Origin of the sequence: Sinorhizobium kostiense, assembly GCF_017874595.1 — a bacterium.
Classification (GTDB): Bacteria; Pseudomonadota; Alphaproteobacteria; order Rhizobiales; family Rhizobiaceae; genus Sinorhizobium; species Sinorhizobium kostiense.
This window is the reverse complement of sequence record NZ_JAGILA010000003.1, coordinates 175,716-190,777: the sequence shown is the minus strand read 5'-3', so window position 1 is coordinate 190,777 and position 15,062 is coordinate 175,716. Positions and strand designations below refer to the sequence as shown.

Here is a 15,062-nt window from a genome sequence, read left to right as displayed (position 1 = left end):
GACTTCAATGACGCGGCTTCCCAGGGGACGACGCTCCCGTTCCGATCAATCGGCTTCATGCGAGAAGCTGCGCCTGATCCAGGTTATTGATTAGGCTGAATAGTCGCCCCGGCCAGCGGTCGAAGCTTCAAGACGGTGGGGGACGGAGTCCCCGCAGAATTTCGCGAGCCCAATCGAGGGCGCGCGTTGCGCGCTCGACGTCCAGCGAGCGGAACAAGGACGCTGCCCCAGATCGCCGGCTGGATTTTCCGCCTGTAGCGCTACAAGCTGCATTGTCTCCAGGCGCGCCTGCAAGAACACGCGTCCGTGGCATCGCCACCCAAGACAAGGTAATTGCAGTTGCCTAAGACATCGATATTCTCCTAGAACGGGAAGAGTGTTCGGGGGCGAGGCATGCGTATTGGGCTGGGCGTCTTGAGTTTGTTCGCCGGGTTGATGGTAGTTATTCCACACACGCACGCGGCTGTCTCAATCGAGGAGCTACAAATCCAAGGCGGCGAGACCGTACTTGTGGTTCGAGGCGAGTTCGAGTTCGGAGACAGGCCTGAAGCGCTGAGTGCCGCGGTCGCTCAATCTGGCGCGCGAGTCGTGACCTTCAACAGCAATGGCGGAAACGTCCATGCGGCCATGGCCTTCGGGCGGACGATCCGGGTGCTCGGACTTGAGACTGTCCAGTTGCGGGCAGCGGAGTGCGCCTCCGCGTGTGCGCTTGCGTTCGTGGGTGGTGCCAGGCGAACAGCAGAACCGGGTTCCATCGGGGTCCATCAATCCTCGTTCTCGGGCGACGCAGCGCTTGACGGCCACGAGGCGGTCGCGGCTGTTCAGGCCATGACCGCGGAGATCATGACATATCTCATCGAGATGGGGGTCGATCCGAAGCTCCTGCAGCTGAGCCTTTCGATCCCCAGTTCGGACATCCGGTACCTGACGGCCGGCGAGATGACGCAGTTTGGGGTGACGACATCCGTATCAGCCACAAATCAGACCGTCACGGCAGCCGCCGGAAACAGCCCGCCAATTAAGCAGGGGCCGACAATCGCCGCGCCCTCCGAGGAAGCCCGCGCACTTCGGTTTATTGCCGACTATCACGATGCGTGGTCGCGGGCCAACCCCGAGGCAATGGGTTTCATGAGCACGGCGTACGCTGACAGCGTGAGCTTTTACGGCAAGACGGTCTCACGAGATGAGGTCCTGAAGGAAAGGCTGCATTCGCGGAGCGCTGGCCGAAACGGGCTTACAGTGTGAAGTATGGCTCAGAGCGGGTGGTCTGCGCCTCGACGTGTACCGTCAGCGGTGTTGTCGAATGGTTCGCGCATAGCCCGAGGCGCGCGAAGTCTTCTTCGGGAGTAGCCGACTTCTCGCTGATTTGGGACCCCGCGACAAGCAGGATCATGTCGGAGACCGGCAAAGTTCTGACGACGGACAGGAAGGCGCGCGAACCAGCCAGGATAATTTCTCAATGGCATGACCAGAACGGTGATTGCAGGGGCGGTTCGGGCGACGCTGGCGAGACGTGGCATGCCTGCGATCGTCGAGAGGCCATCGGAGCGAAGCTCCAGGCAGTAGGCTGGTGCTACGGGCGCGACGGGGAAGCGGGTTATCAAATGGAGTGGCATGCCTGCGGAAGGTAGTCCGACGGGTTGCGCCTGCAGGAGTGTTGATGTGCTGACGAAATCCGAACTTCTGTTCGTCAAGACGCAAGGTCTTGACGCAGATGACGTGTTCGACGCGAAGGGGCGGTCGATCAAGGATGTGAGGAACAATGGCCGCCTTCCTGTGGGCTATCGGGCAGGAGGTCGCACCGTCATAGCCGAGTTTCGACCCAGCCCGCTGCACAGGGCCGGGGGTGGGCCACGGTGGGGAACTCCCGTCGCTGGTTTGTGGCCGACCAATCCGCTCGACGCCCGCCCTCTAGACTGAGGACAGCCCCGAGACGAAGACACGGAAGGCGGTACCCAACCCGCGGATGAGAGTCTGATCAACCGTCGTCTCTGAGCTCCACCCCCGGCCCTGTGCAGCCTCAGCAATCGGACTGCTTCGCACGCTCGCGCCAAGTGGCCGATGCCGCTCGCCTTCAGCCTTGACAGGGAACATGAGAGCTAGCGGATTTTGCATCCGAAAACATTGTAGCCCGGATTTTAGCGCAACCAGTAGTTTTACAGGGATGTGCGAGACACCGCTTTGCGCTATATAGTTTTCGAGGCTGAAAAGTAATGCACCTGTAACCGTCCATGGTTGTGAGGGTAATTTTCTCCGTGGTGAGAAGATAGGTGGGGCAACTCCTTCTATAAACATGCACAGACAAAGTGATATTCAGACTTCAAGCTAAGAGTCTGTTTGTATCACTGACGTCATGGACAATGCGGCCCGTCTCGCTCTTGCACTATAGGCAGAGGCTTGGGAGGTTTGTTTGTTTGCATCTCACAAAATTGCGCTTTTCGGTGTGGCGGGCATTCTTTCGGCCACCACCCATGGGCTACCGGCTGCCGCTCAAGAGACGAGGGCCGTGAGCAACCCACCGGCCTACATATTGGAGCCGGTCGCCAAAGCGCGGGCGAAGCTGGAAACCTTCGCGCAGGACCGGGCGACTTTTCCGGGCGAGGTTCTGCTCGATATGAACGTCACATACCTCGACCGTCAGATCTACAATCCGGCCACCGCGCGCTATGACCGAGTGAGGCTTCGCGGCTACCAGGACACCCGCCAAGCCAGCCCATCCGGTGTCGACACGCCGCTGGTCGGGCCCACCATCGATGTGCGCCCGGGAGAGACGGTGCGGATCACACTGAACAACATGCTCCCTCAGGATTCGACCTGCGGCATCGGCGGGGGCAGTGCCAATACCCCCCATTGCTTCAATGGTACGAACCTGCATTCTCACGGTCTCTGGGTAAACCCGTCGGGCAATGGCGACAATGTGCTGGTTTCGATCCGCCCTGGCATTGCGTTCCAGTATGAATACAACATCCCCGCCGACCATCCGGCGGGCACCTTCTGGTATCACCCGCACCTGCACGGCTCGACCGCATTGCAGGTGTCGAGCGGCATGTCCGGAGCGCTGATCATCCGTGGCGATCGCATGCCGACCCCGACGGAGACCGGCGATATCGACCGCCTGCTGAAGCAGCCAGACGGCTCCGATATCGCCGAGCGGGTCCTGGTGCTACAGCAGATCCAATATGCCTGCACCGACAGCGACGGCGGCATCACTTATGATTGCCAGCCAGGGCAGGTGGGGGGCATCGAAAGCTACGACCAGTTCGGACCTGGCACTTGGCCGGCCTCGGGCCGCTTTACCAGCATCAACGGTCAGGTGCTGGGCCAGTTGGCGCCGGCGGTGGCTGGGTCGGTCGAGCGCTGGCGGATGATCCATGCGGGAGTTCGCGACACCATCAATTTCGAGATCCGCCGGAAGACCGGCTCGGCCGCGTTGCGCGCGCTTACCGCGGCGGACACCGATAGATGGATTGACCAGAATTGCGGCGAGGATCCCATTCCGTATGGCGTGGTGGCCCAGGACGGCCTGACAATGGCGCAGGTGCAGATGCGGCAGCAGGCGGTGCTGCAGCCGGGCTACAGGGTTGATGCCTTAGTGGTGCTGCCGCAAGCGGGTGACTACTGCCTCGTCGACGCCGCCGCGCCGGCAGCGGCGAGCGTCAACCAGCTTGCTCCGAGCCGCCGCCTTCTCGGCATTGTCACCGCAGTGGAAGGCGAAACCGTCAATGGCGAGATCAGCACCTATCTGCAGGATTGGCTGATTTCGGCGGCTGAGCGCACGATGGCGCCGGATGTTGCCGGCAAGGTCATCGACGACCTCAAGAACGATATGCGGCTTTCAAGCTTTGTTCCGCATCCGGACATCGAACCGGGCGAGGTCACCGGCGAGCAGCAACTGGTGTTCAATATCGATGTGAAGCAGCCGGGCGGCACCTTCTTCGAGATTGACGGCCAGCCCTATGATGCCAACCGCATCGACCGGACGCTGCCGCTGAACGGCGTGGATGAGTGGACGCTCCGGTCGGATTTCGTCAGCCATCCTTTCCATATCCATGTCAACCCGTTCCAGATCATCAAGATCGTCGATGCGGCCGGCAATGATGTCAGCGCCCTTGGTGCCGACGACGACGGCGACCCGCAATATCCGGGACTGAAGAATGTCTGGAAGGACACGCTGTGGATCAAGAATCCCGGCACCGACCCGTCGACGCGTTACACGATCACGGTGCGGACGCGCTACCAGCGCTACATCGGCGAGTTCGTTTTGCATTGCCACATCCTCGATCATGAGGACCAGGGGATGATGCAGAACGTCAGGATTACCCTGCCGGACGGCAATGGCGGCACCGTTTCCGGCCATCATTAGGTCAGCTGATCGCCATGTGGGAGGAAATATGAGCTTCGTCGGCACTTGGAGTTATCGGAGCCTGATCAACAATCCCGACCTTTCGGCCGATTTCAGCACCCTGGAATTTGGTCAGGGAACGCTGGTGCTGACCGAGGTGGCGCCCGGCAGGATTGGCGGAACCATCGGCGGCCCCGGCTGGTCGTTGGAACTGACCGGCGCAGCGCGGATGGGCGACCCGGTCGAACTCAAATTTACCGGAAAGGGCGAGGTGGCCGGGGAGACCTGGATCTACAGCTATCGCGGCTACGTCGTGCCGAACTGGCCGAACGGCGTCGACCAGAGAGATGCCATTGTCGGCAGCATCGTCCGCGACGTTCCGCATTCGCACGGGACTGCTGCGGCCGGCTACGTCGCCTCCTGGTATGCCGTGCGGCAGTGATGCTCCACCCCTTGCCGTAGCTGCAAGACATTCGGACTAACACCTCATCAGGAGATAATCTCGATGACACGCACGCGATTTCTGACGGTTTCACGCCGCTCTTTCGTCAAAGGTGCAGCCGTTGCTGCCGGTACAGGCCTTTTCGCGCCGAGCATTCTGCGAGCGGCGACCAAGCATAGGCGCAAGAACATGACCAGCGCCGGCGGGCAGAAGGACCTGCAAAGTTATATGGATGCCGTCACTGCGATGATGAAGCTTCCACCTTCGGACCCGCGCAACTGGTACCGCAATGGCTTCATCCACCTGATGGATTGCCCCCATGGCGACTGGTGGTTCACCAGCTGGCACCGCGGCTATCTGGGCTATTTCGAGGAGACTTGCCGCGAATTGAGCGGCAATCCGGATTTCGCCTTGCCATATTGGGACTGGACGGCCAATCCCGAGGTCCTGCCGCCGCTGTTTGGCACGATTCTCGATCCCGTCAACAGCTCCGCCTACATTCCCGACCACAACCGCTTCCAGGAGATCATGCAGGCGCCGATCAAGGCCTATTGGGACAGTCTCAGCCCTGCCCAACTGCAGCAGCAGAACCTGCGCGGGTACCCCAATTTCGATGCGCTGTGGAGCGACGCGATGGCGAGCTTCGCCAATCAGCCGAACGCCCGCTTCCTGACGGCGCAGAATCCGAAACTCAATCCCGCCACCCAAACTGCGGTCGACATCGACACCATCAAGGCGTCGCTGGCGCCGACAAAATTCGCCAATGACGCGGGCGCTCCGGGTCTCGCTTTCAACAGTCCGGTATCGTCCAGCCACCAGGTGGCACCGGTCGGCTTCTCTATTCTCGAAGGCCAGCCGCATAACCGCGTGCATATGAGCGTGGGCGGCCAGAGCGCTCCCTACGGGCTGATGTCACAGAACCTGTCGCCGATCGACCCGATCTTCTTTCTGCATCATTGCAACATCGACCGGCTATGGGATGTCTGGACCCGCAAGCAGCAGGCGATGGGCCTGCCCGTCGGGCCAACCGCTGACCAACAGGGGCAGTACGATCCGGAACCCTATCTCTTTTATGTCAACGCTGACGGCAGCCCCGTGACTGACAAGACCAGGGCCGCTGATTATCTCGCAATCGGCGCCTTTGACTATGATTATGAGGCTGGCAGCGGCGAAGAGGTTATCCCGGTTGCAATCGCCGGCCGCTCGAGCCCCATTCCGGCGTTGGAAGCAGCCGTGCCTGCCTCCGCGGCCGTGGCCATAAACGAACCGGCGACCGCCAAGCTTACCGTTTCGCAGGAACTGGTGGATGTTGCCGCCAAGCCTTCGGAACAGTCGCGCCAATTCGCGAAGGTCAGCATCAAGCCCCCGATGGACGTTGGCGGACTGAATTTCCTCGTTTTCATCTTCCCCGAGGGAACGACGCCTGATCTCAACCCGGACGGACCGGATTTTGCCGGCAGTTTCGAGTTCTTCGGTGTCCGTCATCATCATACCGACACCGTCAGTTTCACCATACCAATCGACAAGACGCTCGACAGGCTGATCGACGATGGTAGGCTCAAAGCGGGCGAACCGATCGACTTCGCCGTTGTGGTCGCGGAAGCGGGCAAACGTCTCGAAGGCAGCATGCCGGCTAAGGCACAACTGACCGACATTCAGGTGGGGTCGTTCTGAGCCGAGCCGCTCGAGGCAGCGGACCCACGGTTTTGGGTCATGCCGTTGATCGCAGACACGCTCGCGGTGTTTTTGCAATGCTGGCAAAGGGATAACGGCAGCGCGCCTGCTGCGGGATTTTAGCGGAGATGGCCGATCAACAACGCAGAATTGTGATCAACCTGCCGCGAGCGCCGCGGCCGGACGAAACCGTGGGGCTCAATATCGTCACCGGCCCGTTACCGCTCGGCGCGGAAATCCGCTTTCGAACCGCCTCAGGCCACGTGATCGGTTCTGCCATTCCATTCGGCAGGACCGATCCTGACAAACAGCTGGTATTCCAGTTATCGCTTTCCGGCCGCTACATCGACGGCTCCCGGCTGGAAATCTTTGCGGATATGCTCGACGCCGGGAGTTCCCTACCGCGGGCGCCAACCGAACAGGAACTGGTCTCGGTGAAGGCGTGGATTGTGCAACAGTGAAGTTGTTCTTGTTACCATCTTGCGTCGAACGCCGATGGGCTGGGCCAGGCGAGGCGCGCCGTTATGCGGGAGTGCCCGAAGCCGAGATGGAGGAGGCTCTGGAAACAGCGAAAGGCACGCTCATCACGCGCGTGCGGCAAGAGGGCTGCGGCTGCCCTATGATCCGGGGTACCCGGGGCTCGATCTGGGCAGCCTGTTCAATTGGAGGCAAGTCGGGAGCATAGGTAAAGCCAGAATCCGGTGGTTTGTTGGCCACTTAATCAGGTTCTTCCATGTGCAGTTGGTTGAGGGGTAGCATGCCGGCTCTAAGGAGTCCCTGGCCTTTCCGCTAGTTCAGCAGGAACATGGAGGTTGGCATTTGAAGTGCAGCGGCAATGCGCCTGAGCCTGCCCGGATCGACATCAGCACCTTGTTCGATCCTTGTAATTTCGGCGCCAGTCAGACCGCAGGTTAAGGCCAGGTCCTCGATGCTATATCCTACCGCTTCGCGGAATCGCCGGACAGTGTCACCTATATCAACGTGACCCACGCGCGTGTCGAAAGCGTCTCTGTGGTGTATTGAATTCGTCATGAGATGATCCTTCGGTCATTGCGCAGGGAGCGCGTGCTCCTCGCGTGAAGGGAGCATGCAGCCTTGGAAAAGCAGGCCTACTCTATTGTTGCAGTGCAATATAAGTTCAAAAGATGACGATGCAAGGCTCGCCCGGGCTCTGGCGCCTCTTCCTCTGTGGCTTCTAAGACCTCTGACCCACCATGACGGCGAACAATGATCCGGAGGGACTTCATGGCAGCCTCCCCAACTCGAATTCGTTCCGCGGAGGCGAGGCTGTGGACGGCGCACCGTGCAGCTAACCATTTGCCGGTCCTTGGCGGCCGCCGCCGCTATGCCCCGTCGACCGCCGGTGGACCGTTTCAAGCAAACCCATCGATCTCAACGGATAGACATTCGGACAGTGTTGTAATCCGCAGCATTGGAGACTCCGCCGGTCGGCCGAACTTCGGCGTCACGACGCGGTGCCCCAGCTTCGTAGAAAGCACGCGCCCTCTAAAAGAGCTCGCGAAAGACATTCGCCCTCTATCTTTCAATTAAAGACAACCTTCTTTATCGCCGTTCGGAAGATTGCCAAAATTGTTTGTTTGAATGGCAACGATCCGCGCTGTGGATGGGATGTGTTTCAAGTCGGGTATCGTTGAATGACGTAGCGAAACGGCGCCTGACAAAGAACACGGCTGGGCGGAAGATCTCGGAATGGGCCGGGAAAGGAAATGGCGGTGCCTCAGCCAACTGAGCCTCGGTCTTTTTATTTGGGACTGGGTCTGTAATGGCGCGAACACCGGTGCGGCTTCTATGCAACCTAAAGCGGGCCGCGATCGGGACGCTCGACACGCGTTGGCCCTCGATGAGGAGCGAGAACAATACTCATCTCGGCTGACCACCTTCATGGCCATGTGCAGGAGTTCTCTGATCTGCCGGCCCGCATACCGGCTGCACGCTCCAAACCCAAGGCCGGGCGGCTCGCCTGTAGGTCTCCTCAAGAGGCGCGCCTTCCATGCCGAAATCGCGACCGGCAGCCGAGAGCACTGCCAAACTCACTTTTCTCCTCAATTAGGGCGAGTCGAGAACGTCGCTTGCGACATCGCCAATCGCGTAGTGCGCGGTCCTCAGAGCTTTGTGAAGGGAACGGTCATGGCGTGCGTGCCGACCGTGCTTTAATTTCAGGCCGTCGCCGGCTTTGCGGGCGCCGCGCCGGCGGCGCTTTCAATCCAGAAAGCAGGATCGAAAGCTGCGCCTCAGGGAGGATACATGAGGTCGCCTACCATCCCGAAAATTCCGGCGACGCGATTTTCTTGCCAGACTGCATCTGCTGGCGCGAACAATCCGCGCCGGTCTCGACGAGCCGAACTCGTTCGCGGCGTTCTCCAGAAGCTTTTCTGTTAGGCGGGCGTGCGCCCTATCTGGCGTGCGATGACGGACTCCCAATCGATGGGCGTCGCCTCGTGCTTCTCTACATCCCCGATTTTGATCGGCCCGATCTCAACACCGCGGGCGAACTTGATCGGGTCATCTACCAGCCGTCGCAGGGTTGATTCCATCTCTTCCGTCTGTTTCTGGAAGGCCTTGTTGTCCTTGATGCCCTGGTAAATTGTATAGCCCATCCAGGCAGCGGTGGAGACCAGATTGGCCATGCCGAAGGCCAGCGTCCAACCGCGCGCAAGGGCAAGGGTGCCGCCGGATCCCAGACCGATCGTTCCACCAGTCTTCACCTGGTTGATCAGGTTGCCGATTTGAATTCCCATGTTGGTGATGGCTTCCCCGGCAATAATGGTGTCGGCAGCAAGGCCTACCGAAATCAGGCTGATATTGACCGGATCGCCCCTCTTGACGTCGGCGATCAGCCAAAGCGCCTCAAGCGGTAGCCAGGCGGAAAAAATAAGGGCATTGGCGACGTTAACGCCGGCCTTGAGCAGTCCCGCGGAGTCTCGCCGCGCGGCCTTCGCCCAGTCGCTCAATTTGCTGTTGGAGACCTTCGCCGACTCTTTGAGCCCATCGCCGACCGCCTGCAGGATGTTCACGCCCGTCGAGGCGGCATAGAGGATGAGGGCAGAGAGACCGACATTGTCCCCCGACTTCAAGTTGAATCCGGCATAGACCGTGCGGGCGCCGTACATGAGGGCGTTGACCGAGCGGACGATAGTTTCCCTGTACTCTGTCAGTGACGTGCCGCTTGGGGCTTCCGTCACCCGTTCGTCCACCACCTTCTTGAGCAATGCGTCCGTTACTGTCTGGGCCTGACCACCGGGGCGGCTGAGCGACCAAACATAATAGATGATGCTCATCACATTGCCTTTGAAGAGCCCCGCTGCGTCGACGTTGTCACCGAAGAGGGAACGGCCCATGGAGGTGATGGTATCGCCGAAGAGATCTTCGAGATCGGTGTTGGCGCTGGAAAACGCCGTGGGATCTCCGATAACGAGATCGGGGGCACGTTCCTTGGCGAGGTCGGTTATCTTGCCCGCCATCTGCTCCACGATGTTCATCCCGTAACGCCCAAGCACCGAGATACTCCAGCCGTGTTCCTTGGTTCCGAACAGCTTTTCGGCAATCTGTGAGGAGTTGAGGCTCGGGCGGTCGCCGCGGACCAGGGAATGCGTTCCGCCGCCGCTGGCTATGCCGCGCCCGGCCAAGCCGGTGGCAATGCTGATCAACGCGCTGATTTCCTGCGGCGTGTAGGTATTGATGCCGCTACTGCGATGGAACTTCCCGTTCGCGTCGCGGTAAACGAGATCCTGACCAAGTGTCTTCGGCTGCACCCGCGAGACCAGCGCGCCCGCGTCCAGAAGCGCTGTCACCGCCTGCGCCACCGCCTCGCGATATTCGCCGGCGCCTATCCCGGAGCCTTGCGGCGCCTTCATCTGAAGTGTCAGCCGGCCCAAATGGCCGGGCAGCTCCTGTGCCGAAATCTCGCCTTTGGTGAATTTCTCCCACAGGCCTTCCACAATGTTCAGCACGTCGCTGGAGAAGGTCTGGCGCGCGAACGCCTTTTCGTTTCCCCCGCCGAACAGGTTCTCCGCCATGATCGAGGTGGCGTCGGAAAACAGGCTTGTCACCCCACCCGGCTCAAGTACCGGACCGAAGACGATTGCTTGAGGATCGGTTTGCTTGATGAAGTCGCTGAGAATATCGCCGGCGTTGTTGAGAGCAGTCACGTCGTGGTTCTTACGGACGACAGCATCCCAGGAGGCCAGATTGAAATCGGTCGCCGGCTGCGAGGCATCGCCGCGCTGACCGGAGGTGACGCCAGTCTCGCCCATATGGTCACCGGCGAGCTTCGTGCTCATGACCATCAGCGCGGAGAGTTCCACCGTACTCATGTTCTTGTTGCGCGCCGCGGTCGAGGCAAGCGCCGCGCCGTTGAACAGCATCTTCGCGCCGTCACGGAGCGCATTGGCCTTCTCGCCGGAAATGCCGTTGCGTTGCAGGTAGCGGTCGATGGCTCCATCGAGGCCCCGCACATCGCCGCCGTCGAGTTCCACGAAATCACCCCAGAGCTCGCGGAAGAGGGCGGTGAGTTCGGCTCTATATGTCTCCTTGCCCGCCCCGGAATAGTTGCTGGCGATAAGGTCGATGGTCTCGCCTGCGACGGACTCGAGGCTTGGAATGGGCTTGTCACCCCGCGTCAGATGCTTTTCCGTAAGCAGGCGTCGCATGGAGGCGATGTCATAAATGCCCGACTGGAACAGCGTATCCAGCTTCGAGACCTCTGGAATGGCCCGTCCACCGACGGTCCGCTCGTTACCATTGGCGAAATCGCCCATCTGCTTCATCAGATCGGAGTCGAACAATCCCTCGCCGAAGACTTCGCTGGCGATGAGGTTATCCTGTATCTGCGGCGTGACCGATCCAAGTCCCTTGGCGCCGGTGAGACCATCCAGGGCATCGGCGAATTCGGGCAGGCGCGGCAATACCTCCTTGTTGTAGAACTCTTTGTAGGCAGCCTCGATCTTATCCGAATTGGCGGTCACCGTGGCTTCCGGCAGCACCGACATATAGAAGGCAAGGGCGTTGTTGTACTCCTGCAGGATGGTCTGGATGTCCTTGCCCGACCTCAGGCCATCGTTGAGTATGCCGCCATTGACGATTTCGCTCTCAAAATTCCTGGTCAGCGTTAGGCGCAGGTCCTTCACTTCCTCATCACGCTTGATGGTGTTGTCGATGATCTTGGCCGCATCCGTCTCCGTGTCAGGAGCCACCCGGTTGCCGGTAGTGAGGATGTGCTTGAAGCCTTCGAACACCCTTTTTGTAAGCAGGGACTGCACTTCCGGGTCGGCCTCAAGAATGGCAATGGCGTTGTTCAGGTCTTTCCAGATCTCATCCTGATTGAGCGGCTTTTCGCCGAAACGCTTGGGCAGGTCGTCGTAGTGATCGTAATCCTCGCGTGCTTCAAGCAGATCGAGCAGCGTAATCAACTTCTGCTCTGCGGTGTACTTGTCCGGGTTCAGTGCAACGTCGATACTTTGGAAGTCGCGCTTGTCATCCTTGTAACCCTCGAAAATCCCCTTGTAGATTTCTTTCCGCAGGCTGGAATTGTTCAGCCGGTCCATCTCATTCCGGATCGGCGATGAAGTGTTCTGGTTGTTGACGGCTTCGACCATTCTCCGTTCCCTCTTTATTATTGTCAGGCTCCAACCGCGGCGATCACGTCGCAGGTGATTTCCTCACAGATGTCATCAGGTGAGAGCACCGGCATACGGCAACCGTGGCGAATCAGCAGCGCTTGCGACAAAAGCCGGATGTCGCTCTCCACGATAGCAACCGGGTCGCGATCCTCGGCATTCGCTGCGGAAAGCTTTTGCTTGGCGTCCTCTACCAACCGGCGCAGGTTCTCGCAGGCCTCGGCCTCCGCTTCTCCCGAGCTTTCTTTGAAGGCGCGCACGCTGCGCTCCCATTCCGGGCCGAGCGTGATGACGGGGAGTAACCCTCTTTGGTCCAGGAGGCCGAATGCGATCTGAGGGCCGAGCGCCTGTCGCGCGCGCTCTGCCATATCCTCCGGCGCCTCCGTATGATGGGAGGTGAGCAGGGCCTCGAGAAGACCACGTGGCTGAGACACGGTGACGCCGGAATCGAGCAGGCGGCGTATGACGGCGACGAGCAGCATGGGCGGTACCTGCGCCCGCACATCGCTTGCGAGCTTGCCCAGCCTCGGCTCGAGGCTCATGAGCCATTGCGTCGCGTCGTCGACGCTGAAGATCGATCCGATGTGGCGGCGGACGATACGCGCAATGTCGTTGGCAATCTGCTCCGCCGGTCGGTTCGGCGGACACTCTACGAGGCCTGCCGGCACGTTCTCGACCTGGATGTGCATGAGATCATCGCCCATGCGGGGATCGGCATTGAATGTCGGTACCGTGATGGCCACGCCCACGGCCCTGGCCAAGACGCCGATGCGGCCGTCGAGCTGCGTCCCCAAGCCTTCGGCCGCCAAGCGCGCCATGGTCGCCGCCGAGACCGTTGCGATAATGGGGTCGCCGTACTTTGTCCTGTCGAGGGAAACGGCCGCATGTTCCTCCGATCCCCGAGCCGCGCTGCCGGACGTCCCTGCCTGCCTCCGGCGCCACATTGTGAACGCGATGAATGCGAGCATGCCGGAGATCGGCCAGAGGACCGCATCCGGGAAGCCGGGTACGAAACTCATCAGCGCGGTCATGGCGGCTCCGACACCCAGTGCACGGGGCTCTCGCGCCAACTGACGGCTGATGTCCGTTCCGAGGCTGCTGCTGCTATCGTCGTTGACCCGCGTGACGACCGTGCCGGCTGCGACGGCCATCAACATCGACGGGATCTGCGACACCAAGCCGTCGCCGACCGAAAGCAGCGAATAGAGGTGGGCGGATTCCGAGAAGCTCAAGCCCCGCTGGAAAATGCCGATGGCGAGACCGCCGAGCAGGTTGACAGCAACGATCGCGAGGCCGGCGATGGCGTCGCCTTTGACGAAGCGCATGGCACCATCCATAGCGCCGAAGAACTGGCTCTCGCGCTCGAGCCTGGCACGGCGTGTCTGCGCCGCTTCGGCCGACATATGGCCGTTGCGCAGGTCGCTGTCGATGGCGAGCTGCTTGCCGGGCATGGCATCGAGGGTGAAGCGGGCTCCGACCTCAGCGATGCGCTCGGCACCCTTGGTGACGACGATGAACTGCACGAGCGCCACGATCAGGAAGACCACGAGGCCGACGAGAACGTTGCCGGCGACCACGAAGGAGCCGAAGGCGTGAATGATCTCGCCGGCGTCGCCTTCTGCCAGCACCAGCCGGGTCGTCGAAATGGTCAGCGACAGCCGGAAGACCGTGCCGACCAGGATCACGGCGGGGAATGTGGAGATGTCGAGAATGTTGCGTAGGTAGATCGTCGTGACAAGGACGATGAAGGCGAAGGCAAGATTGAAGGCAATCATCGCGTCAACGAGTACTGTTGGTAGCGGCACCACCATCATGGCGACTACCAATGCGAAGAAGGCGGCGAATAATATATCCGTTCTGCGCCAGAGGCCGGAAAGGACCGACGAGCCGGCCATCATTGCCCGGTTTCCGTCGAATCGACATTGGCGAGGTTCAGTTTCAGGCGCGGCTCCGGCTGCTCGAAATCGACGGTATCCCTCTTGCCCCCATGAGCGATTACGAGTTGTCCCGGCCGAATTTCCTCGATCCGCCATTCCCCCGAGATCGCGTCGCCTTCCCGGTAACGACGTCCATCTCGCCCGACAATGAACTTGACCGGCGAATAGCCTGCCGCCGCGACGAAGCCCTCGAGTCCGGAGGCAAGTCTGGTCCGATCGACCAAGGGAACGGGGCTGCGCCCGCCAATAGAGGACAGGATTGATGCAAGCCGTCTTTGACTTGCGAGATCGAGGGGCGAAGCGTTTTCTCCGACCAGAATTGCCTTCCTGTCCGGCGTGACCTCGGCCAGCAGGTTGAGCCCTGCGAGCCGGGTTGCCTCACTAAGCTCGGCGGCGATGGAGGCGGCCGTTGGGCGCGGCTCCGCCGAGGCTCGGCGGGAGGGCCATTCCGAAGGGGCCGGAGCGCCTTCGAAACTGAGGCTGGCGACGAGAAGCAGGGCCGCTATGGCCAAAAGTCCGGCGGCGGCGATACGCCGGCGCGAAGAACGCGCAACGAACGTCGAATTCTGCGGGAGGCCCTCGATGACGCATTCGACATCCGCAATGTGAATGACCGCGCCATTTGCGAGGATCGCGCGTTCGCCCTGGCGCAGGTCGCGTGTGCCGACTTTGATGCCTGTGCCGATTGCCTCGACGGCGGCGCCCGCCTGGCTGCCATCACCCCAGAGCTCAAGACGGAACGCCGGCTCAGCCTTCAGGCCAACGACGACGAGGTCGCATTCCGCACCGCCGCCGACCAAGTGTGTGCCCTTGCCGGGCACAAGTACGGAGGTGCGGCCACCACGCGTAACCCGCAACGACGGCTCGCCGGCGGCTGCCCGAGCACCGGCTCGCTCTGCCGGCGAACCCTTTCCAGTCGACGAGGCGGCGATTGAAGGCAAAGCAGGTCCCGCACGCATGGATCACTCCAATCGTTTCTGCTGCTGGCGCACTCCTCAACTTGGCATGGCGTTGTGAAGTGAAGAGCGCAA

The 15,062-nt window shown here is 60.8% G+C and carries 9 protein-coding genes; 5 read left to right on the top strand and 4 right to left on the bottom strand.

Annotated features, from left to right (window positions below; translation table 11 throughout):
• The first annotated feature begins 393 nt into the window (after window positions 1–393).
• From J2Z31_RS29260 to J2Z31_RS13620, 5 genes are all read left to right on the top strand, one after another.
• Complete coding sequence (locus J2Z31_RS29260; RefSeq protein ID WP_234710696.1) at window positions 394–1,245, top strand: COG3904 family protein; 852 nt, start codon at window positions 394–396, stop codon at window positions 1,243–1,245.
• Between the two features lie 1,165 nt (window positions 1,246–2,410).
• Entirely contained in the window at window positions 2,411–4,363 is a 1,953-nt protein-coding gene (locus J2Z31_RS13635) for a multicopper oxidase family protein (RefSeq protein ID WP_028002629.1), read from the top strand.
• 28 nt (window positions 4,364–4,391) lie between these two features.
• On the top strand, window positions 4,392–4,784 hold the full coding sequence (locus J2Z31_RS13630) for a hypothetical protein (RefSeq protein ID WP_028002628.1): 393 nt from the start codon (window positions 4,392–4,394) through the stop codon (window positions 4,782–4,784).
• A 63-nt stretch (window positions 4,785–4,847) separates the two neighbouring features.
• A complete protein-coding gene (locus tag J2Z31_RS13625) occupies window positions 4,848–6,458 on the top strand; it encodes a tyrosinase family protein (protein ID WP_028002627.1) in 1,611 nt (536 codons plus the stop codon).
• 128 nt (window positions 6,459–6,586) lie between these two features.
• Window positions 6,587–6,919, top strand: coding sequence for a hypothetical protein (locus J2Z31_RS13620; protein WP_028002626.1), 333 nt, complete (start codon window positions 6,587–6,589; stop codon window positions 6,917–6,919).
• A gap of 328 nt (window positions 6,920–7,247) precedes the next feature.
• Here J2Z31_RS13620 and J2Z31_RS13615 read toward each other — a convergent pair whose 3' ends face one another.
• The 4 genes from J2Z31_RS13615 to J2Z31_RS13600 all read right to left on the bottom strand — a co-directional run bounded on the left by J2Z31_RS13615 (window position 7,248) and on the right by J2Z31_RS13600 (window position 14,990).
• On the bottom strand, window positions 7,248–7,490 hold the full coding sequence (locus J2Z31_RS13615; protein ID WP_028002625.1) for a helix-turn-helix domain-containing protein: 243 nt from the start codon (window positions 7,488–7,490) through the stop codon (window positions 7,248–7,250).
• Between the two features lie 1,364 nt (window positions 7,491–8,854).
• Complete coding sequence (locus J2Z31_RS13610) at window positions 8,855–12,073, bottom strand: hypothetical protein (protein WP_028002623.1); 3,219 nt, start codon at window positions 12,071–12,073, stop codon at window positions 8,855–8,857.
• Between the two features lie 23 nt (window positions 12,074–12,096).
• The gene (locus tag J2Z31_RS13605; RefSeq protein WP_028002622.1) at window positions 12,097–13,992 is read right to left on the bottom strand and encodes a flagellar biosynthesis protein FlhA; all 1,896 of its coding nucleotides are present in this window, start codon (window positions 13,990–13,992) and stop codon (window positions 12,097–12,099) included.
• A complete protein-coding gene (locus J2Z31_RS13600; RefSeq protein WP_150852057.1) occupies window positions 13,989–14,990 on the bottom strand; it encodes a hypothetical protein in 1,002 nt (333 codons plus the stop codon). Before J2Z31_RS13600 ends, J2Z31_RS13605 begins: the two co-directional genes overlap by 4 nt.
• Window positions 14,991–15,062: the final 72 nt, after the last annotated feature.

Bases quoted from the DNA above. Each gene is read 5' to 3' on its own strand.
- J2Z31_RS13630 (WP_028002628.1), top strand. From the start codon at position 4,392: ATGAGCTTCGTCGGCACTTGGAGTTATCGGAGCCTGATCAACAATCCC.
- J2Z31_RS13625 (WP_028002627.1), top strand. From the start codon at position 4,848: ATGACACGCACGCGATTTCTGACGGTTTCACGCCGCTCTTTCGTCAAA.
- J2Z31_RS13600 (WP_150852057.1), bottom strand. From the start codon at position 14,990: ATGCGTGCGGGACCTGCTTTGCCTTCAATCGCCGCCTCGTCGACTGGA.
- J2Z31_RS29260 (WP_234710696.1), top strand. From the start codon at position 394: ATGCGTATTGGGCTGGGCGTCTTGAGTTTGTTCGCCGGGTTGATGGTA.
- J2Z31_RS13610 (WP_028002623.1), bottom strand. From the start codon at position 12,073: ATGGTCGAAGCCGTCAACAACCAGAACACTTCATCGCCGATCCGGAAT.
- J2Z31_RS13620 (WP_028002626.1), top strand. From the start codon at position 6,587: ATGGCCGATCAACAACGCAGAATTGTGATCAACCTGCCGCGAGCGCCG.
- J2Z31_RS13615 (WP_028002625.1), bottom strand. From the start codon at position 7,490: ATGACGAATTCAATACACCACAGAGACGCTTTCGACACGCGCGTGGGT.
- J2Z31_RS13605 (WP_028002622.1), bottom strand. From the start codon at position 13,992: ATGATGGCCGGCTCGTCGGTCCTTTCCGGCCTCTGGCGCAGAACGGAT.